20 protein-coding genes are annotated in these 23,411 nt (G+C 69.1%); 10 read left to right on the top strand and 10 right to left on the bottom strand.

The features are described from left to right. The first annotated feature begins 10 nt into the window (after nt 1–10). Nucleotides 11–886, top strand: a complete 876-nt coding sequence (locus tag ACZ7SW_RS23805) for an aldo/keto reductase (protein WP_470232594.1) — start codon at nt 11–13, stop codon at nt 884–886. 2 nt (nt 887–888) lie between these two features. Here ACZ7SW_RS23805 and ACZ7SW_RS23800 read toward each other — a convergent pair whose 3' ends face one another. After that, nucleotides 889–1,767: a sigma-70 family RNA polymerase sigma factor gene (locus ACZ7SW_RS23800; protein ID WP_470232593.1), complete on the bottom strand. Its 879-nt coding sequence runs from the start codon at nt 1,765–1,767 to the stop codon at nt 889–891. Nucleotides 1,768–1,838: 71 nt separating this feature from the next. Here ACZ7SW_RS23800 and ACZ7SW_RS23795 point away from each other — a divergent pair, with 71 nt between their 5' ends. Beyond that, nucleotides 1,839–2,291 (top strand): carboxymuconolactone decarboxylase family protein, encoded by a 453-nt coding sequence (locus tag ACZ7SW_RS23795; RefSeq protein ID WP_470232592.1) that lies wholly within the window; start codon nt 1,839–1,841, stop codon nt 2,289–2,291. Between the two features lie 55 nt (nt 2,292–2,346). Here the strand turns inward: ACZ7SW_RS23795 and ACZ7SW_RS23790 are convergent, their stop codons facing one another. The 8 genes from ACZ7SW_RS23790 to ACZ7SW_RS23755 form a co-directional block, all read right to left on the bottom strand. Beyond that, nucleotides 2,347–2,925 carry a hypothetical protein gene (locus ACZ7SW_RS23790; protein ID WP_470232591.1) on the bottom strand — a complete coding sequence of 193 codons (579 nt, stop codon included), beginning with the start codon at nt 2,923–2,925 and terminating at the stop codon, nt 2,347–2,349. A gap of 16 nt (nt 2,926–2,941) precedes the next feature. Continuing rightward, nucleotides 2,942–4,018: a Nickel transporter NicT gene (nicT, locus tag ACZ7SW_RS23785; RefSeq protein ID WP_470232590.1), complete on the bottom strand. Its 1,077-nt coding sequence runs from the start codon at nt 4,016–4,018 to the stop codon at nt 2,942–2,944. A 93-nt stretch (nt 4,019–4,111) separates the two neighbouring features. Beyond that, the gene (locus tag ACZ7SW_RS23780) at nt 4,112–5,041 is read right to left on the bottom strand and encodes an N-acetylmuramic acid 6-phosphate etherase (RefSeq protein WP_470232621.1); all 930 of its coding nucleotides are present in this window, start codon (nt 5,039–5,041) and stop codon (nt 4,112–4,114) included. A 16-nt stretch (nt 5,042–5,057) separates the two neighbouring features. After that, entirely contained in the window at nt 5,058–5,969 is a 912-nt protein-coding gene (locus ACZ7SW_RS23775) for a MurR/RpiR family transcriptional regulator (protein ID WP_470232589.1), read from the bottom strand. Between the two features lie 301 nt (nt 5,970–6,270). Next, nucleotides 6,271–8,025: a serine hydrolase domain-containing protein gene (locus ACZ7SW_RS23770; RefSeq protein WP_470232588.1), complete on the bottom strand. Its 1,755-nt coding sequence runs from the start codon at nt 8,023–8,025 to the stop codon at nt 6,271–6,273. 11 nt (nt 8,026–8,036) lie between these two features. Then, the gene (locus tag ACZ7SW_RS23765; protein WP_470232587.1) at nt 8,037–9,308 is read right to left on the bottom strand and encodes an exo-beta-N-acetylmuramidase NamZ family protein; all 1,272 of its coding nucleotides are present in this window, start codon (nt 9,306–9,308) and stop codon (nt 8,037–8,039) included. Beyond that, nucleotides 9,305–11,116, bottom strand: coding sequence for a glycoside hydrolase family 3 protein (locus tag ACZ7SW_RS23760; protein WP_470232620.1), 1,812 nt, complete (start codon nt 11,114–11,116; stop codon nt 9,305–9,307). The genes ACZ7SW_RS23765 and ACZ7SW_RS23760 overlap by 4 nt, the downstream gene beginning before the upstream one ends. A gap of 642 nt (nt 11,117–11,758) precedes the next feature. Further along, nucleotides 11,759–12,580: an HAD family hydrolase gene (locus tag ACZ7SW_RS23755; protein WP_470232586.1), complete on the bottom strand. Its 822-nt coding sequence runs from the start codon at nt 12,578–12,580 to the stop codon at nt 11,759–11,761. 691 nt (nt 12,581–13,271) lie between these two features. Between ACZ7SW_RS23755 and ssd the strand changes: the two genes are divergently transcribed. The 8 genes from ssd to ACZ7SW_RS23715 all read left to right on the top strand — a co-directional run bounded on the left by ssd (nt 13,272) and on the right by ACZ7SW_RS23715 (nt 20,029). Next, complete coding sequence (gene ssd / locus ACZ7SW_RS23750) at nt 13,272–14,330, top strand: septum site-determining protein Ssd (RefSeq protein WP_470232585.1); 1,059 nt, start codon at nt 13,272–13,274, stop codon at nt 14,328–14,330. Continuing rightward, nucleotides 14,331–15,479, top strand: coding sequence for a TadA family conjugal transfer-associated ATPase (locus ACZ7SW_RS23745; protein WP_470232584.1), 1,149 nt, complete (start codon nt 14,331–14,333; stop codon nt 15,477–15,479). A 652-nt stretch (nt 15,480–16,131) separates the two neighbouring features. Then, on the top strand, nt 16,132–16,884 hold the full coding sequence (locus tag ACZ7SW_RS23740; protein ID WP_470232583.1) for a type II secretion system F family protein: 753 nt from the start codon (nt 16,132–16,134) through the stop codon (nt 16,882–16,884). A gap of 281 nt (nt 16,885–17,165) precedes the next feature. Then, nucleotides 17,166–17,576: a type II secretion system F family protein gene (locus ACZ7SW_RS23735; protein WP_470232582.1), complete on the top strand. Its 411-nt coding sequence runs from the start codon at nt 17,166–17,168 to the stop codon at nt 17,574–17,576. Nucleotides 17,577–17,606: 30 nt separating this feature from the next. After that, entirely contained in the window at nt 17,607–17,771 is a 165-nt protein-coding gene (locus ACZ7SW_RS23730; protein WP_344265646.1) for a DUF4244 domain-containing protein, read from the top strand. Continuing rightward, a complete protein-coding gene (locus ACZ7SW_RS23725) occupies nt 17,771–18,109 on the top strand; it encodes a TadE family type IV pilus minor pilin (protein ID WP_470232581.1) in 339 nt (112 codons plus the stop codon). The genes ACZ7SW_RS23730 and ACZ7SW_RS23725 overlap by 1 nt, the downstream gene beginning before the upstream one ends. Further along, nucleotides 18,106–18,468 (top strand): Rv3654c family TadE-like protein, encoded by a 363-nt coding sequence (locus tag ACZ7SW_RS23720; RefSeq protein ID WP_470232580.1) that lies wholly within the window; start codon nt 18,106–18,108, stop codon nt 18,466–18,468. The genes ACZ7SW_RS23725 and ACZ7SW_RS23720 overlap by 4 nt, the downstream gene beginning before the upstream one ends. A 940-nt stretch (nt 18,469–19,408) precedes the next feature. Next, nucleotides 19,409–20,029 (top strand): bifunctional DNA primase/polymerase, encoded by a 621-nt coding sequence (locus tag ACZ7SW_RS23715; RefSeq protein ID WP_470232579.1) that lies wholly within the window; start codon nt 19,409–19,411, stop codon nt 20,027–20,029. A 46-nt stretch (nt 20,030–20,075) separates the two neighbouring features. Here ACZ7SW_RS23715 and ACZ7SW_RS23710 read toward each other — a convergent pair whose 3' ends face one another. Next, nucleotides 20,076–23,318 (bottom strand): DEAD/DEAH box helicase, encoded by a 3,243-nt coding sequence (locus tag ACZ7SW_RS23710; protein ID WP_470232578.1) that lies wholly within the window; start codon nt 23,316–23,318, stop codon nt 20,076–20,078. Between the last annotated feature and the right edge of the window lie 93 nt (nt 23,319–23,411).

Here is a 23,411-nt window from a genome sequence, read left to right as displayed (position 1 = left end):
GTCTTTCCTCATGACGGCAACCACTGCTCCAGGCGGCACCGCGAAGCTCGCCGGCCACGAGGTCGCGCGGATCGGCTACGGCGTGATGCAGCTCGGCCGCCCCGGCACCGACCGCGCTGACCAGGTAAAACTGCTCCGCTCCGCAGCGAGCGCGGGCGTGAACCACCTGGACACCGCCCAGTTCTACAGCGACGGCCGCTGCAACGACCTGATCCGCGAAGCGTTCTCGCCGTATCCGGACGACCTGGTCGTGGTGACCAAGGTCGGTGCGGAGGAGGCACCGCAAGGGCTCCGGCTCGCGCAACAACCGGAGCAGCTGCGGGCGCAGGTCGAGGCCAACCTCGCCTCGCTCGGCGTCGAACAGCTCGACGTGGTCAACCTGCGCCGCGCGGACGCCGGACCCGGCCTGATCGCCGAAGGCGACCAGATCGTCGACCTCGACGACCAGCTAGCCGAACTGATCTCCCTGCGCGACGCCGGAAAGATCGGCTCGCTCGGGCTCAGCAACGTGTCCGCCGACCAGCTCCGGCACGCGCTGCCGGTCGGGATCGTCTGCGTGCAGAACTCCTACAACGTGCTCGCCCGCGCCACCGAACCGGTGCTGGAGCTGTGCCGGGAGCAAGGGATCGCCTGGGTCCCGTACTTCCCGCTGGGTTCCGCCTTCGAGCTGGGCCAGGACGTGTGCGGCAATCCGGTCGTGACCGGTATCGCGACTGAACTCGGCTGTACCCCGGCGCAGGTCGCGCTGGCCTGGCTGCTGCGGCGCTACCCGGGCACGTTGCTGATCGCGGGCACGGCGACTCCGGCGCATCTCGCCGAAAACCTCGCCGCCGGCCAGGTGCGGCTGCCCGCCGAAGCGGTAGCTGCCCTGGACCGGCTCGGCTGACCTCAGAAGTCCAACGCCGCGATCCGCTCGACGTCGGCGAGGATGTTGATCTCCACGATCAGCCCGTCCGACATGGTGAACGACAGCACCGAAACCGGCTTCCCGTCGCGCAGGGCGACGATGCCGGGGCCGCCGTTGACGGTCGCGTACTGCGACACCATGCCGGTCGGCCGGAACCGCGACGCGTTGCCCGCGACCTCGGCCGCGCCGCGCACGACCTTCGAGTCCGGGCCGCCGGTGTCGACGCGCAGCAAAGCGTCCGGGTGCAGAAGGGTGACCAGCCCCTCGAAGTTGCCGCCGCGGGCGGCGGTAAGCCAGGCGTCGGCGATCTTGCGCTGCTGTGCACGGTTCGGCGGACCGGCCGGCGTCGCGCCCTGCACGCGGCGGCGCGCCCGGCTCGCCAATTGCCGGACCGCGGCGGTGTTCTTGTCGAGCATCGTGGCGATCTCGTCGAACGGGACGGCGAACATGTCGTGCAGGACGAAGGCGAGCCGCTCCGCCGGATCGAGCGCCTCCAGCACCACCAGCAGCGCGAGGCCCACCGAGTCCGCGAGGACCTCCTGCTCCGCCGGGTCGACGCCGTCCCCGATCTCCACGACCGGGTCCGGCACCCGGATGTCCAGCGGGTCCTCGCGGCGGGTCGCGCGCGAGCGCAGCATGTTGAGGCACTGCCGCGACACGATCGTCGTCAACCAGCTGCCGGTGTTGCGAATGTCCTCTCCGGACGATCGGGTCACTCGCAGCCAGGTCTCCTGGATCGCGTCGTCGGCCTCGGCGAACGAACCGAGCATCCGGTACGCCACCGCCCGCAACCTGGGCCGATGCTCCTCGAACTGAGCCGCCCAGAAATTCTCGTCCTGTTTTTCGTCCCGCACTGTCACATCTTCTCCTTGGGCCGGGTCCTACCACCAGGACCCGCCGAACGCGGCGGACGTGACAGGAGGAGATCGCCATGCAGGCTCGGATGACCCACCCGATCAAGGTGCACCCGGACGCGATGAAGGCCCTGATGGCGCTGAGCAAGGCCACGAACGACAGCACCGTGCCCGCGACCACGCACCACCTGATCCACCTGCGGGCCAGCCAGATCAACGGCTGCAGCGCGTGCGTCGACCTGCACTCGCGGGAGATGAAAGAAGCCGGGGAGAAGGACGAACGGATCTGGGCCGTCGGCGGGTGGCGCGAATCGCCGTATTTCACCGACGCCGAGCGCGCCGCGCTCGATCTGGCCGAGTGCATGACCCGGCTGGCCGACCGGCCGGACGCGATCCCGGACAAGGTCTGGGACGCCGCCGCGGACATCTACGACGAGAAGGAACTGTCGGCGTTGCTGCTGTCCATCGCCGCGATCAACGTGTGGAACCGGCTGAACGCCGCGATCCGCCAGCCGGCCGGAGCGTTCTGAGGCGCACTGGGGGTGTTGCCGGGGGCGGCGAGGGGATCCGCCGCTTCCGGCAGCTTCACACACTCGCGGGCAGCTGGTCCCGGATCGCCGCGACGGCGGCTCGCGGATCGTCGGCCCAGAGGTCGAGCTGAGTGATTTCTCCGGTGCCCTTGCGGCCGAGGTCGACCCTATGCGGTTCGCGCAGGACGACTGAGAGATTGGTCGACTGGTTGATTCCCACTGCCAGCACGCCGTCTTCGGGCATGCTGACGCCGCCCCGCGTCTTCAGCGAACGGCTCACCTGCCGGACGGAATCGATGCTGGCCAACGGGATCCGGTGGTCGAAGAAGGACAGATACCGCACCCGCAGCCCTTCCCGGCTGACTGAGTGCGGGTATTTGTAGAGGGTCGCGACGAGTGCCAGAAACGCGAGAGCACCCAGGATTTCCAGCACCAGCAATACGATCCGCACCGGCACCGACTTCACCACGACCTCGACCAGGACGATGTCGACCGGGTTCACCGCAAGCATCACCCAGAACATCGGCCGGAGGTCGCGGCTGTAGTGGATCGCGACGCCGTCCGGTGGCACGTCGGTCTGGCGGCGGAGCACGAGTGCCAGCGCTCTCGCCAGTACCAGCACTTGTCTTTTCACGGTGCCCCCTCCAGCGTCAGTCGGCGGTTCCCAGCCGCGCGGCCCACTTCTCCTCTATTCTCCCGAATTTCCAGATCGCGAACGCGGCCAACCAGGTGATCACGAACAGTCCGACGATCGCGAAGCCCACGTAGTCCAGGTTCACCGAGGCGATCGCGGCGAGTGGGCCGGAGGTGATGTCGAGCTTCTCGGCGAGCAGTGTCACCAGCTCGATGGTCCCGATGCCGAGCGCGACCGCTACGGAAAGCGCGGTGACCGTGAGGTTGTAATAAATCTTTCGGATCGGCCGGGAAAACGCCCAGCCGTACGCGTAGTTCATCAGCACGCCGTCGGCGGCGTCGAACAGGCTCATCCCGGCGGCGAACAGGATCGGCAGCACGAGAATCGCGTACCAGGGCAAGGAAAACGCGGCCGCGCCCGCCGCGAGCACGAGCAATCCGATTTCCGTCGCGGTGTCGAAACCGAGTCCGAAAAGGACTCCCACCGGATAGATGTGCCACGGCTTCCGCACTGCTTTGGTGGCCCCGCGCAGCAGCCGGTTCATCAGGCCGCGGTTGTCGAGATGCCGTTCCAGCTCGGCCTCGTCCAGTTCGCCGCGGCGCATCCGGGCGAACACGCGCGCGATCCCGACGAGCACGACGAGGTTCATGATCGCGATCAGGTACAGGAAGATCCCGGACACCGACGTGCCGATCAGGCCGGTCGTCTCGTGCAGCGCGGAGCCGTCGTTCTCCAGCTGCCCGGCGATCGCGCGGACGCCCATCGACAGCAGCAGGCACAGCGCGAAGACGATCGTCGAATGCCCGAGGGAGAACCAGAACCCGACCGAGAGCGGACGCTGCCCGTCGGCCATCAGCTTGCGCGTGGTGTTGTCGATGGCGGCGATGTGGTCGGCGTCGAACGCGTGCCGCATGCCGAGCGTGAACGCGGTGACGCCGAGGCCGATGCCGAACGTGCCGCCCGCGCCGAGCGCGTAGTGCCGCGGCGCGACGACCAGCGCGAGCAAACCCCAGCCGACGAGGTTGAGCAGCAGGATCACGGCTGTCATGCCGCCGATCGACCACCGGTCGCCGCGAGTGAGCCGCTGCGTCATCGCCGTCCTCTCGCTTGCCGAAAAGCCGTGAAGGGCTCCTTGAGGGAATCAGATTCCCTCAAGGAGCCCTTCACGGACAATCCAGTAAAGCTCTCAGCCAGCGCGCAGGTGCAGCGAGTCGAGCGCTTTGCGCACGTGCCCGCCCGCCGCGGTCAGCGCCTCGGCGGAACGCGTGACGTCGCTGCCGGACAGCAGGTGCACGAGCGCCACCTTGAGGTCGCCGCTGGACTCGGTGAGCGCGTCCGAGCAGTCCGCCATGGTCATGCCGGTGGCTTCCTGCAAGATCCGGATGTTGCGGCCGCGCAGCTTCGCGTTCGTCGCGCGCATGCTCACCATCAGGTTCGAGTAGGTCTTGCCCAGCTTGATCATCGTCGCGCTGGAGAACGCGGTGAGGATCAGCTTCTGTGCCGTGCCCGCCTTCATCCGGGTCGAGCCCGCGATGGCCTCGGGACCGGTGGCGACGGCGATCAGCACGTCCACGCCAGCCGGTTGGGCGGCGCGCGGGTTGGCCGAGACGAGCCCGGTGTGCGCGCCGATCCGGCTGGCCTCGGCGAGCGCGCCGAGCACGTACGGCGTGCGCCCGGAGGCGGCGAGACCGAGCACGAAGTCGCCGGGCCGCACCGAGAGCGCGATTTCCGCCGCACCGGCGTCCGCGTCGTCCTCGGCGTTCTCGACGGCCTGCCGCAGCGCCTTCTCACCGCCCGCGTGGTGCGCGATGAACAAGTCGCCGGGCACGTTGAACGTCGGCACCAATTCGGCCGCGTCCAGCGTCGCCAGGCGGCCCGAGGTGCCCGCGCCGACGTAATGCACGCGCCCCCCGCCGCGCAGCGCCTCGACGGCGTAGTCGACCGCACGGGCCAGCTGCGGCAGCACCGCGGCCACCGCGTCCGGCACCCGGCGGTCCTCGGCGTTGATCGCGCCGAGGATCCCCATGGTGGACATCAGATCGATGTCCACCGTGCGCGGGTTTCGTTGTTCGGTGGGCGAATCGACGTGCACCGTCTGGCAGGGGACGGACATCAGATCCTCGCTTCTTGGTTCATTTGCCGGTTTCCCGCGGACGACGACGACCGTCGGGTCTGACCCCGAGCCGGTGCGAGCCGACCGCGTCCCTCGTGGCGTCCAACGCGTTGACCGACGCCTCCATGTGGCGCTGTGCGACGCCGATGAAGAGGCAGTCGATCACGGTCAGCTGGGCGATCCGGCTCGCTGTCGCCCCGGACCGGAAGGTGGTTTCGCGGGCCGCCGTGGTGAGCACGTGGTCGGCGACCTCGGTGATCGGCGAGCGCGGGAAGTTCGTGACCGCGACGGTCACCGCGCCGTGCTCGCGCGCGACCCGCAGCGCCTCGACGGTGTCCGTGGTCGCGCCGGTGTGCGAGACGCCGATCGCGACGTCGCCCGGCTTCAGCACGGCGGCCGAGGTCAGCATGATGTGCGTGTCCGACCAGGAGAAGCTCACGCGGCCGATCCGGTGCAGCTTCTGCTGCAGGTCAGCGGCGACGAAAGCGCTTGCGCCCACGCCGTACACGTCGACCCGGCCGGCTTCGGCGACGAGGTCGATCACGCTCTGCAGCGAGGCGACGTCGAGCTGGTCGGCGGTCTCCTCGACGGCGCGCGCGTCGGCGAAGCTGACCTTGCCGATGACGGACGCCAGGTCGTCGCCAGGGCCGATCTCGCCGCCGAGGTTGCGCGAGGAGCGCGCCTCGGTGCGGGCGGTGTCCGCGGCGAGCGCGATGCGCAGCTGCGGGTAGCCGCCGACGCCGACGGCCTTGCAGAAGCGCGTAACGGTGGTCTCGGAGGTGTTCGCGGCCAGCGCGACCTCAGTGATGCTGCGCCGGGATACGGCGGCCGGGTTCTCGAGGACGACCTGCGCCACGCGCTGTTCGGCACGGGCGAGGCCGGGCAGCAGGGAGCGGATGCGAACCAACGGGCTCGCATCCGCGTCGCGCACCGGGGTCTGACCTGCGAAGTGCTCAGAGGGTGCGCTGCTGACTACGGAATCGGTATCATCCGCCGTCGGAAAGTTACTAACCGCTGGCATTTGCGACAAGGCTACCCACATCCTTCGGCAGAACCACAACCCGTCCGTGTCTGCGGACTTCGGTTTGCGATTAATCGTTGTCAAGAAAGTCGCCAACCGGGTCCACCGTGTTAACGAGCTCAAGCTAACGACTTGGCAACTAAGTGTGTCTAGCGAAGGAGTCTTGTTCCGCTGAGTGGGGCCGCGCAGGTCGCGATGCGCGGCGGGGCAGCTACCGAGCGCTCAGATTCCAGCCGGAAGAGGCCAGTTCCGAGGGGTTCCGCTCACCATCGAGAACGACATGGCCGCGTTGGGTGACTTTCACACTATCGAGGGAAACTCCCCGTCCCGAGTAGTTCGGGTCGGTGCTGTAACGCCACCGAAGTGAGGTAACGGCAAACGCGGGCACCTCCGCGGACACCCGCCACCAGGAACGGTGCCCGTGTCCGGCGAGCGAGGGCGTCTCGCCGGTCGGCGCACCTGGGCCACGGGCCTGGAGCGGAACCGGTTGCCAATTAACCCCGTCGGTGCTCGATTCGAGCTGTAACGGGTCGCTCGGGCCCTCTGTGTCGACGAAGGCGGCGAAGGACACGCGCAGCGGTGCACCTGCTGGAAGCGGTTGGGTGCGGAGAGTAGCGACGCCGTTGTTTCCCAGGCTCGCGTACCAAGCGTCGGGGCCTTCGACCGGCCGCACGGCCATCGCCTTCGCGAGCGAGGTCGCCCAGACCTGGCGGGCGGTGTTGATGGAACCCCAGGTGCGCGTGGGGTGCACGCGGTTGGTGAGCAGCAACGCGAACGACCGCGATTCCGGATCGATGACCAGTGTGGTGCCGGTGAAGCCGGTGTGGCCCGCGCTGATCGGCGACGCCAGCGCGCCCATGTACCAAGGCTGGTCCAGCTCGAAGCCGAGCCCGTGCTCGTCGCCGGGGAAGCGCTGGTTGTAGTTCGTGAGCATCTTCGTGACGGTGTCCGGCCGCAGGATCCGGTGCCCGCGGTAGCTGCCGCCGTTGAGGATGGTCTGGGAGAGCACGGCCATGTCGCCGGCTGTGGAGAACACGCCGGCGTGCCCGGCGACGCCACCGAGCGACCAGGCGTTCTCGTCGTGCACCTGTCCGCGCACGAGCCCGCGCGGCGGGGTGGTCTCGTACTCGGTCGCGGCGACCCGGGCGAGCTTCGACGCGGGCGGGTTGTAGCCGGTGTCGACCATGCCGAGCGGCGCGCTGATGCGGTCGTGCACGACCTGGTCCAGCGGCTTGCCGGACAGCTTCTCGATCAGCAGGCCCAGGGTGAGCATGTTGAGGTCGGAGTACAGGTAGGTGCTGCCCGGCGCGTTCTTGAGCGGGCTGTCGAGGATGGCCTTGCGCCGCGACGGGATGTCCGGATAGCCGGCCCAGAGCGACGGTGACGGGTCGGCGTCGAAGCCCGACGTGTGGGTGAGCAGCTGCAGCACGGTGACGTCCTGCTTGCCGTTGACGCCGAACTCCGGCAGGTAGCGCACGACCGGCGCGTTGACGTCGAGCTTGCCCTGTTCGGTCAGCTGCAGCGCGGCGATCGAGGTGAAGAGCTTCGAGATCGACGCCATGTCGAAAATGGTGTCGTCGCGCATCGGGACCTGCTGGTCCGGCGGCAGTTCGGTGCCCTTGGCGTCGGCGTACCGGAGCGCGCCGCCGACGGCGTAGCGGTCCACGATCACGCCGTCGTGCGCGAGCAGGCCGACCGCGCCGGAGAAGTGCGGATGCCCGCTGGCGTCCGGCTGCGTCCAGCTCTTCAGGAACTGCTCGGCGTCGCGGATCGGCCGCGGATCGAGGTTGACCTCGCCCGGGCTGCCGTCGCGCAGCTTCGTGCTCGCCGGGGCGAACCCGTGCTGCGGACGGTCGAAGCGCCCGGCGAAGCCGCCGTGTCGGTTGTCGATTGTCGCTGCTCCCGCGGTCGTCGTGGCCGCGACCAGTACGGCCAACGTCGCGACGAGCACTTTCCTAGCACGCATGACCGCTCTCCTCAGCGATAGATCAAGTGGGCGCGGCGTCTGCGGGCGAAGTCGGCGAGTTCGGCGCGCCACGCGCCGGTGATCTCGTCGACCCCGGCGCCGGCGTCGACCATGGTGCGCAGCCGCGCGGATCCGGACAGCTTGTCGATCATGTGGTCCGGTCGCCAGCCGAATTTGTCGGGCGCGACACGCTTGGCCGTCACGAACATCGAGACGGTGGTGCTGATCGCGTCGAAGGCCCGCGGATCGGTGACGGTGACCTGCACGCCGCCGCAAGGCTGGTTCACGAACTTGCCGAAGGTGGGCACGAAGTAGATCTCGCGGAACGCTGCGCCCGGCAGGCGGAGCTTCTCGAGTTCCTCGCGCCAATGCCAGTCGAGGCCGGGCGCGCCGATGATTTCGAACGGCCTTGTCGTGCCGCGTCCTTCGGAGAACACGGTGCCCTCGAACATGCCTGTGCCCGGGTACACGAGCGCTGTGTCCGGCGTCGGCATGTTCGGGCTCGGCAGAACCCAACGGAGACCGCTGTCGGCGAAGAAGCTGTCGCGTCGCCAACCGCGTACCTGGACGACTTCGAGCTTCGCCAGCTTCACGCCTTCGCCCGGCAGAAACTCGGCGGCGAAGAACTGCGCCAGCTCGCCGACAGTCATGCCGTGCTGCTGTGCGATCGGCTTCAGCCCGACGCCGGACGAGAACTTCGGATCGAGGACTGGGCCGGACAGTCGTCCGCCGATGGGGTTTGGCCGGTCTAGGACGACGAAGGCCGCGTTGACCTTCGCTGCGGCGACCATCGCCGTGTACAGCGACCAGATGTAGGTGTAGAAGCGCGCGCCGACGTCAGCGATGTCGAAGACGACAGTGTCCAGTCCCGCTTTCTGGAACAGCGAAGCGAGCTTCGCGGCGTCAGCGCCGTACGCGTCGTACACGGGGATGCCGGTGCGCGGGTCGGTGTAGTCGCCTTCGGAGCCACCGGCTTGCGCGCTGCCGCGAAAGCCGTGCTCCGGCCCGAAGGCCGCGACGGGACGTACGCCCGCCGCGACCATCGAGTCGACAATGTGGTCGCCGCTGGCGAGCACGCCCGTCGGGTTGGACAGCACGCCGAGCTTGCGTCCGGTGAGCGGACGCCAGCCCTGCGCGGCGAGCTGTTCGGCACCGGTGAGGACCCGGCGTGCCAGCTCGGGTTGTGCTGCTTCGGGTGCCGCTTGTGCCGCTGCCGAGCCGCTCGCCAGTACCGGGACGGCGAGCGCCGGAACGGACAGGAAGTTCCTGCGGTTGAGAGTCACCAGGTCAGCCCGTGTCCGAAGGGGTATTTGACGGTGTGCACGTCCGCCCCGGCCGGGACGTCGACCGGCAGCTGCCCGCTGGGCTTCGTCTCGCCGAGCACGACCTTGGCCAGTGCTTCGAGCGACGGCGTGATGTAGCCGTAGGTGGCGAGCCAGGTCGGCACCGGGTTCGCGTACCCGGCGTCGTACGGGATCTGCGCGGCGACCGCGACCACCGGCTTGCCGGTGTCCATCAATGCCTGCAGAAGCTTGCCCTGCAAGGGGAATCCGCCGAGGTTGTTGGTCAGCACCACGACGACGTCGTTCTGCTTCGCGGCGTTAGCGGCGTCGGCGATCTGCGCGTCGGTCGGCGTCTGCCCGGTGGCCAGTGCGGTCGCCTTCGTGCCGTGTGCGGTGAAGCGGTCGGCAAGCGTTTGCGTCGTGGTCGCGCCCCAGCCGGTGACCAGCACGGTCGACGGCTTCTGCTTGAGCGGCAGCACTCCGGCGTCGTTGGCGATCGCGGTGACCGACCGGTCGGCGATGCCTTGGGCGGTAGCCAGGTGTTCCGGCGTGCCGACCTTCTTCATGACCTGGGAGGGATTGTTGAACGGTGAGTACAGGATCCCGCGCTTCAGCTTGAGCTTCAGCACCCGCAGCACACTCTGGTCGATCCGCTGCGTCGGCAGGTCGCCGGACTTCACCGCGGCGATCACGGCGTTGATCGCGATGTCCAGGTGCACCGGCATGAGCAGCTGGTCCACGCCCGCTTTCAGGGCCAGGACGGGGATTTCGGCATCGCTGTGCAGTTCCCGCACGCCCTGCATCTCAAGCGAATCGGTGATCACGACGCCGTTGTAGCCGAGTTCGCCGCGCAGCTTGCCGGTGATGATCGGCTTCGACAGCGTCGCCGGCTCGCCCGACGGGTCGAGGCTCGGGAACTGGATGTGTGCGCTCATGATCGAGTCGATGCCGGCGGCGATCGCGGCCTTGAACGGCGGCACGTCGATCGCCCGCCATTCCGCCTCGGTGCGATTGATCTTCGGCAACCCGGTGTGACTGTCGGTCGCCGCGTCCCCGTGGCCGGGGAAGTGCTTCGCGGTGGACGAGACGGTCTGGCTCGCCGGACCGGATTCCTGGTAGCCCTTGACCTCCGCGGTCACGAAGCGGCTGGCCAGGTCTGGTCGTCCGGAGAAGGACCGGACGCCGATCACCGGGTTGGCCGGGTTGGAGTTGACGTCCGCGTCCGGCGCGTAGTCCTGGTTGATGCCGACCGCGCGCAGCTCGTGGCCGAGGATCGTGGCGGCCTTGGTCGCGCTGCCGGTGTCGCGGCCCGCGGAGATGGCCATCGAGTTGGGGAACTCGGTGGCCGGCGCGCCCATCCGCGTGACCGTGCCGCCCTCCTGGTCGGTGCCGATCTGCAGCGGGATGTGCGCGCCGCTGGAGATCGCGGCGCGCTGCAGGCCGTTGGACAGCTTCGCGACCTGCGTGGGGTCGTCGAAGTTGTCGCGGCTGGTGTTGTTGAAGTAGATGACGCCGCCGAGGTGGTACTTCTGCACGGCCTGCGCGGCGGTGTCGACGCCGAAGTCGGTCTGGTTCTTGGGGTTGACCTCGTCCGCGGACTTGCCGTTCACCCACGTGACGAACAGCTGCCCCACTTTTTCTTCCAGGCTCATGCCGCGCAGCGCCTGTGCCGCGGCGGCGTCGACCTGCGCCGCCGTCTGCTGGGGCGTCTGCTGCGGTTGTTTCGGTCGGTTCGGCGCCGCGAACGCCGAGGAACTCAACCCCCCGACGGCGAGCACCCCCGCGAGGGGAACGGCGAACACCTGCATCCTCCGCGTGCGCGCGAGTCGGTTCGTCACGAATTGCCTCCCAGTGTCGCGTGCCGCCGCGGGTGCGGACGCGAGTCGTGAAGCGTCCACCGGGCAGCACCGGTATCGGGAAGCTACTCACCGCGATACGGGGTTGTCCATCGGCCGAGCGCAGGAACGGGAGGGTTCACCTGGGAGGACGGCGCCCGGTGCGGATTTCTTCGAGCCTCGCTCGGTCCGCCGCGGGGGGCGTGAATATGCCTTGGGCGGACATAACACTGGCGGCGCCCGTCGGCCTCGGCCGACGGGCGCCGCCAATCAGCGCGAACATCTCGGGCGACCAAGCGTGCAACTCTGGTCGTACCTTCATGGACTCGGCGTCCGGCGTCCCGGTACGCAGTCCCTAGACGACGAGCCTCCCGCGGCGTGCTGCGCGTGGGTACCCGGAGTCCGCGCACGGAGGTTGTCCGGGGTGACAGAGGCTTCTCTTCTACCTCTGTCCTGGCCGAATCAACGTCCGCACCTACTTTCTACGCCGTGAGCGCGGTCACTTCAAGTGCGCGTACGGGTGCACCGGTACAGAGGCTCGATCCGGTGACAGCACCACCCTCAGCAACGGACCTAGCTGCGGAAACCGCGGAATTGGTACCGCCGTGCGGGTGCTCAGTCGCCGGCGCCGCGAGACCGGCGGCGCCGGCTGAGGCTGTACCAGGTCGCGCCCGCCGCCACCGCGCCCACGCCGAGCGCGACCATGCCCGCGGACTTGGCCGGGATCCGCGTGCGCAGCGACATCGGCCGCTCGAACGCGAGGACCGGCCAGTCGTGTTCTTCCGCGGTGCGGCGCAGCAGCTTGTCCGGGTTCACCGCGTGCGGGTGACCCACCACCTCCAGCAGGGGGATGTCGGTGCTGGAATCGGTGTAGGCGAAACAGTCGGCGAGGTCGTAGCCGTAGGTGGCGGCTTGCTGCTTCGCGGCGACAGCTTTGTTCTCGCCGTAGCAATAGAAATCGACCTCGCCGGAGTAGCGGCCGCCGACGATCTCCATGCGAGTGGCGACGCATCGGGTCGCGCCGAGCATCTCGGCGACCGGCGCGGCGACCTCTTCGCCGGTCGCGGAAAGCACGATCACGTCGTGTCCGTCGGCGAGGTGCTGCGCGATGAGGTCGGTCGCCTCTACGTAGACGAGCGGATCGACTACGTCGTGCAATGTTTCGCGCACGATCGCGGAAACCTGCGCGACATCCCAGCCCGCGCACAGCGCGGAAACCTCGGCGCGCATCCGCTCGGTCTTGTCCGCGTCCGCGCCGGCGAGCGAGAAAACCAGTTGCGCGTAAGCACTTCGCAGCGCTGCGCGACGGTTGATCAGTCCTTCGCGCAGCAATGGCTTGCTGAACGCGAGCGCGCTGGACGACGCGATGATCGTCTTGTCGAGATCGAAGAAGGCGGCTACGCGCCGGGGTGCGTCTTCGCTGCGGGGTTCGGCCACGTGATCAGGATAGGCGTACCGGGCCGTGTTGTTGGCAGCACACCGGTCGTGGCGGCGGCCGGAAAATCGATGACATCGGCCTGCTTACGGCCTCGGGTGCCGTTATCGAATCGTATGTGTCACTCACACAGCCAACTCATAGCTAACGGAGTTACAGTGAACAGACCCGGTCGTGAACCGGGCTGGTTCAGTCCGACCCCCCGGGGCTGAACCCCTGGCGGCCCTCGTCCCTCCCCCCTGGCGAGGGCCGCCTTCTATTCTCCCCGTTTCCCGAGCGCCGAACAATTTTCAGGTCTGCCCCGAAAACCGTTGCGTGGCCTGCGTTTTCGGCCCTGACCTGGGCTGTTCCGGTCGTTCGCCGCGCGCCTCGCGGGCAAGATCAATTAACCGCGCGCTTACCTTTTCTGCGTTTTATCCTGCCGTCGCACTGGTTACTCGTCCCGGTACGGCAAATTTACTTCTTTTCACTTGATTTTCCGGAGGTTCTCCGCAGCAATCGTTTTCTCGACCGAATGCGCGGGCCGCGCATTGTCCGGTACGGGCGGACACTCCGGCGGTTCTGGATCGATTTCGCCCCTCTGGTTGTCCACAACCCCCGGGTTATCCACAGGACGGAAAAGTGGGCATTGCCGCGCGGTCCGGCGGCGAGCGACGGTGGAAGTCCGGCCCACGAGACCAAGGGGAGGGGCACATGGCCACCGCACAACCGCTCGTCGTATCCGGCGAGGGAGCCGTCTTCGAAGAGATCCGCCGCGTCGCCGCCGTAGTCGGCTGCGAGTTCGACCACGCGCCAGACCTAGCCGCCGCACGCGGACGATGGACGCGCGCTCCACTTGTAGTGCTGGACGAGGACATCGCTGTCGACAGCCCGCCAATGCCACCACGTGACAGCGTCGTACTCGTCTGCAAAGGCGCACCCGGCTTAGAGACGTGGCGCCGAGCGGCCGCACTAGGCGCTCGCCGCGTCTTCAGCCTGCCCGACGACGAAGCAGGCCTGACCGGCGCGTTCGCCGATGTCACCGACGCACCAGCCGAATCCCCAGGCCCAGTAGTAGCTTTCGTTGGCGGCCGAGGCGGTTCCGGTACCTCCGTACTGGCCGCCGCGGTTGCCGTAGAAGCCGCCCGCACCGGCTCCGCGCTATTAGTCGATTGCGACCCGCTAGGCGGCGGATTGGATCTCCCGCTGGGCCTAGAACACACGAAAGGCCTGCGGTGGCCGGAAGTCCGGCTGTCCGGCCGGGTCTCCGTCCCTTCTCTGCTCGCGTCCCTTCCCAGTCGCGGCAAACTCCCCGTGCTGTCCTGCGGACGTTCCGGCGACGGCCCGAGTCCACGAGCCTTGTCCGCCATCGTGGCCGCGGGCAGCCGCGCCGGCCGCACCGTCGTCTGCGATTTGCCCCGCCATTTCGACGAAGGCACAGTCTCCGTAGCCTCCTCCGCCGACCTGGTCGTGCTGGTAGTTCCCATCGAATTCCGCGCCTGCATGGCGGCGAAACAGGTCCTGAACCACCTCCGCCCGCACACTGAGCGGTTCGCGATCGTCGCAAGTGGACACCCCATCGACGGCGTCTCAGCCTCGCAAACCGCAGGCATGCTGGGTCCACCGGTGATCGCTTCCGTGCCGCCAGAACGCCGAGTAGCCACCACCTTGGAATCCGGCGAGTTCGACCTGCCCCCGAAGGGCGCACTGGCCACCGCCGCCCGCGCCGTACTGGCGGACTTGCGTCCCCTTCCCCTCGCACAGGCCGCATAGATGACGACCGACTTAGTAGAACGAGTCCGCCACCGCCTGGCCGGCGAAAGCCGAGGCACCGACCCGATCGCCCTAGCCGAAGCCGTCCGCGCGGAAGCCGGCGGAGCCCTAAGCCACGACGCAGTGCTCGCCGCCGTTCGCCAAGCCCGAGACGAGTTCGTAGGCGCAGGCCCATTAGCCCCGTTACTGGAGGACGACACCGTCACCGACGTCCTGGTCACCGCCCCCGACCAAGTATGGACCGACAGCCCCGCTGGCCTAACCCACACGACAATCCGCTTCCCCGACGAGGACGCCGTCCGTCGCCTGGCGCAACGCCTAGCCCTAGCCGCAGGCCGTCGACTAGATGACGCCCAGCCGTACGTAGACGGTTGGCTCCCCGCCCGCCAAGGCCGAATCCGCGTCCACGCCGTACTGCCGCCCATCGCCGCAAACGGCACCTGCCTGTCGCTGCGCGTCCTGCGCCCGGTGACTCACGACCTAGCCGCACTACAAGCACACGGCTCCATCGACGCAACCGCCCGGAGCATCCTCGAAGCAATCCTCAAGCACCGCCTAGCCTTCCTCATCACCGGCGGCACCGGTGCCGGAAAGACGACCCTCCTGAGCGCCCTGCTGGGCGCGGTAGCCCCGACCGAACGAATCGTCTGCGTAGAAGACGCCGGTGAACTACGCCCGACCCACCCACAGTTCGTGAGCCTCGTCGCCCGCCCCGCCAACGTAGAAGGCGCCGGTGCCGTAGAACTCCCAGAGCTGGTCCGCCAAGCCCTGAGAATGCGCCCAGACCGCCTGATCGTCGGCGAAGTCCGCGGCGCGGAAGTGTGCTCGCTGCTGAACGCCCTGAACACCGGCCACGACGGCGGTGCCTGCACCCTGCACGCGAACTCCCCCGCAGAAGCCCCCGCCCGCCTGGAAGCACTAGCCGCCCTAGGCGGTCTCTCCCGAGACGCCCTGCACAGCCAACTAGCCGCAGCAGTGCGCGTAATCCTGCACATGCGCCGAACAACCGCTGGCCGCCGCCTGACGGAAGTCGCGGTACTCCAGCGCTACCACGGAGAAGTAAAAACCCACCCCGTCTGGCGCGACGGCCACTGGACGAGCCGCCGCTCCCTCTTCACTGCCCTGACTACTCCCGGATCCAGCTCGTGACTAGCTCCCCGCGCGGCCGCTCGCCGCCTGTGCATTTGCGGCCAGCTCCCGTGCTCGCCCGGGCAGCCACTCGCCAGTCAACCTTTGCCCTCAACAGACCTCGCGCCAGCCCGGGACATGCGCTCTCCTTCCCGCCCGCCCCACTTCGTCCCGCGGCGAACCCTTCCCGCAAGAACCGCGTCCCGCCCTACCGCCGTCTGACCGCCCAGCGCGCACTGTCTCCCGGCAGAACTGCGTCTCATCCCGCCGTCCCCTGGCCGCCTCAGCGCACATTGCCTCCCGGCAAGAACCGCGTCTCATCCCGCCGTCCCCTGGCCGCCCCAGTGCACATTGCCTCCCGGCAAGAACCGCGTCTCATCCCGCCGTCCCCTGATCGCCCCGGCGCACATTGCCTCCCAGCAAAAACCGGGTCCTACCCCGCCGCCTGACCCAAGCCCCGCGCACTGCCTCCAGCATTTGCGGCCAGCTCCCGTGCTTGCCCCGGGCAGCCACTCACCAGTCGCCCCTCGCCCCAACCACCCCCGCGCCTGCCCCGGAGCACACGCACTCCCCTCCCAGCCACCAGCCCCAACGTCGTCCCGAAGCAAAGCCCCCGCAATAACCGCGCTCAACCCCGCCCCCGTCCAACCGCCCCAGCATCGAGGTGCCCCCGTTGATCTCCGCATGGCCGTTCCTCTGCGCAGGCACCGGAATCCTGTGCTGGCCCACCACCCCCAACCGCCTGCTCCCGCCGCCCCGCATCCACCTCCGCCTCCCCATCCCGCCCCGCCAGTCCCTCTGGCTTGCCCCAGCCGCCGTCGCCCTGCCCCTGGGCGGCATCGGCGCGGCGATAGCAACCGCCCTGCTCACCCTCGCCGTACGCCAGGAATGGCGCAGCAGAAAGGAAACCGCCGAAACCCTGGTCCGCGCCGAACGCACCTCGACCGTCCTCCGCACGATGGTCTCCGAACTCCGCGCCGGCGCCCACCCAGTAACCGCCGCCGAAGCAGCCGCCGACGCCGTCCCCGAACTAGCCGCAGAACTGCACAACCTCTCCACCGCCGCCCGCCTGGACGGAACCCTGGACTCGCCCGCGCTCCCCGCTCTCGCCCAATCCTGGAACCTCGCCCGCCGCCACGGCCTGCCCATCGCCGACGCCCTCGACGCCACCCGCCGAGACGTCGACGCCGAAGTCGCCTTCGCCCGCCGCCTGCACGCAAAAATGGCCGGACCGCGGATGAGCGCAATAGTCCTCACCGTGCTGCCCGTCGGCTGCCTGGCAATGGGTCAGCTGATCGGTGCCGACCCGCTAACCGTCCTCACCGAAACCCTTATCGGACAAGCATTCCTGGTCACCGGCGCAGCTTTGCTATGGGCAGGAACCGCCTGGTCCAGAGCCCTGACCAACCGCAAGGCCGCCCCATGACCGCCCTGAGTCTCGCCTTGACCGCCGCCGCACTACTGCTCTGGCCCAACTCCGCCCCACCCCGACACCTGGCCAGACCCAACCGCCCACACCGAACCCCACGACCAGAGCTCTGGCACCCCGCCGCCGCAATCGTCATAGGCCTGTCCGCCACCGTCCTCATCGGAATCCCAGCAGGACTAGCCACCGGAGCAGGAGCCTGGTGGCTCCTCCGCCGCTCCCGCCACCCTAAAAACCCTGACGACGCCTCGGAACGACTCCGCTCAGCATCCGTCCTAGACATGCTCGCCGCCTGCCTGCGCGCCGGAATGCCAGTCCCCACCGCCCTGGAAGCAGTAGCACCCGGCGCACCGCCGGACACCGAAAACGCCCTGCACGCAACAGCGAACCTGCTAGCCCTAGGCGCTGACCCAGTCCCCTCCTGGGCACCGACCCGAGCCAGACCAGGCTTCACCGAACTGGCAGTCGCAGCCACCCGTACCGCGCGGTCCGGGGCAGCACTCGCCTCGACCGCGGCCGACCTGGCCCGCCGCATCCGCGACGGACTGGGCGTCGAAGCCGAAGAACGCGCCGAACGAGCCGGGGTCGCCCTGGCCCTTCCGGTCGGTTTGTGTTTCCTGCCAGCGTTCTTCGCCCTCGGCGTGCTGCCGGTGGTGCTCGGCCTGGCCGGGCGAATCGGCGGCCTGCTGTGAACCCATCCACGACAGAAAGGGAAACCGACCATGTGGTTCTTGCCCGGAGACGAGGGCACCACCACCGCCGAATACGCCATCGGCACGGTAGCCGCGGCAGCGTTCGCCGTGGCACTCTACGTGCTGCTCAGCGGAGACTCCGTTTCCGCGGCGTTGGCGGGACTGGTGCAAAAAGCCCTGACGGTGGCCACCTGATGGCCAGCCGTCGCCGGGACGGCGGATTCGTCACGGTGGAAGCCGCTCTTTCGCTGGGCGCGCTGACCGCCGTGCTGGCGCTCTTGCTCGCGGGAACCAGCGCGATCGCCGGACACCTCCGATGCCTGGACGCAGCCCGCGAAGCCGCCCGCCTCACCGCGGCCGGACAGCCAGGAGCCGCCGACTCAGTGGTCCAAACCATTGCCCCGCACGGCGCGCACCTCACGATCCACCGCACCGGCGACGGCCTCACCGCCGAAGTAACCACTGACACGTTGGCGGCCCTCCGCCTGAGCGCAACCGCCTACGCCATCGTCGAACCAGGCTCAACCTCATGACCCAAGAACAACCAGCCGACGCGGGCGTCGCCACGATCTGGACGGCCCTGGCCGCAACCACCCTGATCGCCCTGACAGTCCTGGTGTGGTGGCTAGCCGCGGCCATCACCGCCCGCCACCGCACCGAAGCCGCCGCCGACCTAGGCGCACTGGCCGCGGCCGCCCACGCCGCCGCCGGACCGACCAACGCCTGCGCCCGAGCCCAAGAGGTCGCCGACCACGAACGTGCCGTGATGACAAGCTGCCGCTGGCACGACCGCGACGCTTACATCGAAGTCCGCGCCACCATCGCCCCGATCCCCGGCCTGCCCACCCCAACCGCGAAAGCCCGCGCTGGCCCAGTAGACGAACCTCCCTGACTGGGAAACCGCTGCGGGCCTGCCCGGTTGGGCATCTGCGGGCCTAGCCGACCTGTCTGCTGACCGGCCCAGTAAGCGGACCTCCTGACCGGGCGATCGCTCCGGGCCTGCCCAACTAGGCACTTGCTGGCCTGGCGGACCTGCCTGTTCACCGGCCCATCAGGCGAGCCTCCTTGGTCGGGAACCCGTTCCGGGCCTGTCCGGCTAGACGCCTGCTAGCCCGGCGGACCTGTCTGCCTAACCGGGCAACCGCTCCAGGCCCGCCCGGGGCCAGCTGTCGGTCGCTTGGCCGAGGTGGGCTGCCTCCGAACCTGCCCGATTTGCCACTACGAGACCGGTACGCGGTCTGCCGCAACGACCCCACCACCAGCCCGCCGACCAGCCCCCCGAACCAACACCGACCCGACCTCTCCCACCCCGACCGAAAGGAGTTGCAACCTGCCAACCGCCCCCGCGCACCCCTCCCGCCCCGTCACCGTGCGCCGCCGTAAACGGCGTTCCGGTCACCCACCGGAACCGCTCATCGGCGGCGCGCCGGGCCGGTGACCGGTCCCCGGGTCAGCCCGTCCGTCCGGACTTTTCCGGCACCAGCGACGAGTGGCGTACGCCACGAGCAGCGGTCGCTGGCGCACGCCGAACGGTTAAATCCCCAGGTCAACGGGCTGCTTTGCGGGATGCGCCAGCACGCGTGCGAAAAGGCGAGAAACTGTCGAATCCCGTGGTGGGCCCGTTCTCGCGGGTCGGACGGCGGGGTCAGCGGCCGGTGATCGGCGCGTTGTTATCGGCCGGACAGTGGGCTACTGGGCGTTCATCGCTCGGTAACCGCCGGTTGTCGCGTGGAGTCTTCCCGGCAATGTGCAACTTGCCGTTTAGTGAGACATGCGCCACCACGGCCCCGACCCGGACGGCGCGAAAACCGGACCTCGAAGGCAGGAAAGCAATGTTGGACGCGAATTGGCCGGACAGCTGGCGGAACGCCTTCCGCATCGAACTGCGTGCGGAGGCGATCGGCCTCGCCTGGCGCGGCTGGCCGGTGCTCCCGGGGGCGACCCCGGAAGCGATCACCGCGGAGGGGGACGACCTGACCTGGCGCCGGCCGATGCCGGTGCGCGACGAGTGGCGTGAGCTGGTCGGCTCGCACGCCCACGAGGTCGCCAGCTGGTTCAGCGACCGCACGCACAGCCTGCTCGTGGCGACCGGCACCGTGCTCGACGCGGTCGAGGTCGACCAGGAACTGGGCAAGCGCGCCGCGCGGCTGCTGCGGTCCATCGGGCACCCCGCCCCGATCGTCGCGATGCCGAACGGCCGGTGGCTGTTCCTCACCTTGCCCGCCGAGCACCTTCCCGCCGAACTCGCCGACGAGATTTCCGTGCAGTGGCACGGCAAGGACAGCTACATCCCGCTGCCTCCGTCGCCGTTCCAGCACGGTGTCGTGCACTGGCGCGTGAAGCCGGAGGTGTGCGGCTGGCAGCTGCCGCCCGCCGCCGAGGTGCAGGACGTGCTGGTCCGCGCCCTCGCCGACGAGCACGCCTCGCTGCTGGTCGAGAGCACCGCCGCCTGATCCGGTTCCACCCCGGCAGGCAGCACGCGACAACCGAAGACAGTCTTCACGTTCCACCGTGGCCACACTGTTCCCCGTGCTGACGCAACGCCCCGAGCACGGCTCCCAGTACGGCCACCGCCCCTGCCTTGTCCAGCGGATCGTTGCCGTTCCCGCACTTCGGCGACTGGACGCAGGACGGGCAGCCCGTCGGGCACTCGCAGGAGACGATCGCCTCCCGCGTAGCGGCCAGCCACGGGACAATCGCGGCATAACCGCGGTCGGCAAACCCCGCACCCCCGGGATGCCCATCGTGCACGAACACCGTCGCCTCCCCGGTGTCGTCGTGCCACGCGGTAGACACCCCGCCGATGTCCCAGCGGTCGCACGTAGCGAACAGCGGTAGCAGGCCGATCGCCGCGTGCTCGGCGGCATGCAGGGCACCGGGGACGCGCGCCGGAAGCAAACCGGCGCCCCCCGGTGCCCTGCCAGCACCCCCGGTCCCCACCGGCCCCACCGCAACACCGAGTTCCACTCCGGCACCGGGCCCCCGCCCAGCCGCCGGATCGCCCGAAACTTCGCCGGTTACCCCGACAACCGACGAGGCACCCCCGGTCCCCACCGGTTCTTCAGCCGCTGCCCCCGCAGCGGTCTCGCCGATTCCAGCGGCGGTTGGCGAAGTGCTTCCGGTCCCCACTGGTTCGTCAGCCGCATGACTGGTCGCCGACCCCGCAGTGGCCCCGCCGATTCCCGTGGCGGTCGGCGATGTGCTTCCGGTCCCCACTGGTTCGTCAGCCGCATGACTGGTCGCCGACCCCGCAGTGGCCCCGCCGATTCCCGTGGCGGTCGGCGAAGCGCTCCCGGTCGGTTCTCCAACGGTTGCCCCCGCAGCGGCTCCGCCGGTTCCAGCGGCAGTTAGAGAAGTGCTTCCGGTCTCGACTGGTTCGCCAGCCGCACGGCTGGTCCCCGATTCCGCAGCGGTCCCGGTGATCTCCGTGGCGGTCGGCAACGTGCTTCCGGCCCCCACCGGTTCTCCAACCGCACGACTGGCCGCCGCTCCGCCGATTCCCGTGGCGGTCGGCGATGCGCTCCCGGCCCCCGCCGGCTCGCCAACCGCACTGCTGTCCGCCGACCCCGCAGCGGTCCCGCCGATTTCCGCAGAGTCCGGCGACAAACTCCCGGTCCCCACCGGCTCTCCAGCCCCTTCACCGGTCGTCGACTCCCCACCGACTCGGCCGAGATTCCCGGCAACCGGTGCCGTGCCCTCAGCCCCCGCCGGTCCGCCGTCCGTCCCATCGGCCGCCGACCCCGCAGTGACTCCACCGAGATCCCCAGCGCCCCGCGAGCCCGCCACCGAACCCCGGCCACCCCCAGCCGGAGATTCCAGCAGGTCGCCCGAAATTGTGTACCAAACCGCCCTCGTGTGGAGGCTCTGTTCCGGCAGGTCAAGCGGCGTATGGTCCAGCACCTCACCCGATGGCCGCCGCCGCAGATACCCCACCACCTGCGACGTCACCGCTACCTCGCCCAGGCACACCGTCACCCCGCCGTGGCGGCACTGTTCTTCCGTCGACAGCACCGAAATGTCCACGATCTCGCGCGGCGAAGTCGTCCAGTCCGGATCCTCCGCGTGCACGAGCGCGAGTCCCGTCTCCAAATCCAGCTCATCGACGACATACGACGACCCCTGATGCAAATACACCGCACCGGGGTGCACCGAATAGCAGGCCGAGCCGGGGTCGACGGTGCCAAGCATTCGGCCCGAGTCCGCTTCCACTACCGCGATCTGGTCGCCGCCCGAGCCGCGGATGCCGACGTCCACGTGCGGGCGGTCGCGCGAGGTCCAGTACCAGCCGCTCGACCGACGGCGCAGCAACTTTTCCGACGCCAGATCCGCCAGCACCGCCCGGGCCGCGTCGCCGCCGAAGGTTTCCAACTCTGGTTCGGTGAGCGGCAACTCCGCGACGGCGCACGCGAGCTGCGGGCCCAGCACATAAGGGTTCGTCGGGTCCAGCACCGCCGTCTCCACCGGGCGTTCCAGCAACGCGGCCGGATGGTGCACCAGGTACGTGTCGAGCGGATCGTCTCGCGCGACGAAGACCACCAAGGCCTCATCGCCCGAACGGCCGGCGCGGCCGGATTGCTGCCAGAAAGACGCGAGGGTGCCGGGATAGCCCGCCAGGACCACGGCGTCGAGGCCGGCGATGTCGACGCCCAGCTCCAAGGCATTCGTGGTCGCGACGCCTAGCAAGCGGCCAGAGAGCAGGGCTTGTTCCAGGGCCCGACGCTCCTCGGGGAGATAGCCGGATCGGTACGCGGCAACGGTATCCGCCAACCGAGGGTCCACTTCGGACAGTAGGCGGCGGGCGCCAAGCGCGGTCAACTCGGCACCGCGACGGGAGCGGACGAAAGCCAGCGATCGCGCGCCTTCGACGACCAGCTCGGTGAGAATCCGCGCGGTCTCGACCCCAGCCGGACGGCGGACAGGCGCGCCGTTCTCCCCGGTCAGCTCGTCAAGCAGCGGCGGTTCCCACAGCGCGACCGTGCGCGCCCCGCGCGGAGACGCGTCATCGGTGACCGCCGAACACTCCACCCCGGTGAGGCGCGTGGCGAAGGAAGCGGGCGAGGCGGTGGTCGCCGAAGCCAGCACGAACACCGGTGAAGCGCCGTAATGCTCCGCCACCCGGCGCAGGCGGCGCAGCAGCAGCGCGACGTGCGAGCCGAAGACGCCGCGATAGCTGTGGCATTCGTCGACCACGACGTACCGCAACCGGCGGAAGAACTGCGTCCATCGGGAGTGCGCCGAGAGGATGCCGCGGTGCAGCATGTCGGGGTTGCTGAACACCCAGTTCGCGTGCGCGCGGACCCAGTCGCGCTCTGTCATCGGGGTGTCGCCGTCGAACGCCGCGGCTCGTACGCCCGGGACGTCCAAAGAGGACACCGCGCGCAGCTGATCAGCGCCGAGCGCCTTCGTCGGCGACAGGTACAGCGCGGTCGCCCGCGCGTCCGTGGCCAGCGCGCTGAGCACCGGCAGCTGATACGCCAGCGACTTCCCGGACGCGGTGCCGGTGGACACCACGACATGCGCGCCCGAATGGGCCAGCGAAGCCGCCTCGACCTGGTGCCGCCACGGTTTCTTCATTCCGGCCGCGCCGAACGCGGCCACCACCGACGACTCCGCCCACTCCGGCCACGGCTCGTGCCGGGCCGCGCGTTCCGGCAACCGGGACACGTGCGTGACCGGATTCTCGTGCGCCGGGATCCCCGCTGTGACCCGGTCCAGCAGCCTCCGTCCTCGCTCTCCCACCACGTGCCGAAGCTTCGCACAGGGCACCGACAAAACCTGGCCGAGATCGATCCAGTGACCAATCACACAAGGTTACCGAACGTGCTGTCGCCGGGA

The sequence above is a fragment of the Amycolatopsis sp. NPDC114484 genome, from assembly GCF_055633755.1.
The sequence above is the reverse complement of the archived record's forward strand: the minus strand, read 5'-3'. Positions and strand labels throughout refer to the sequence as shown.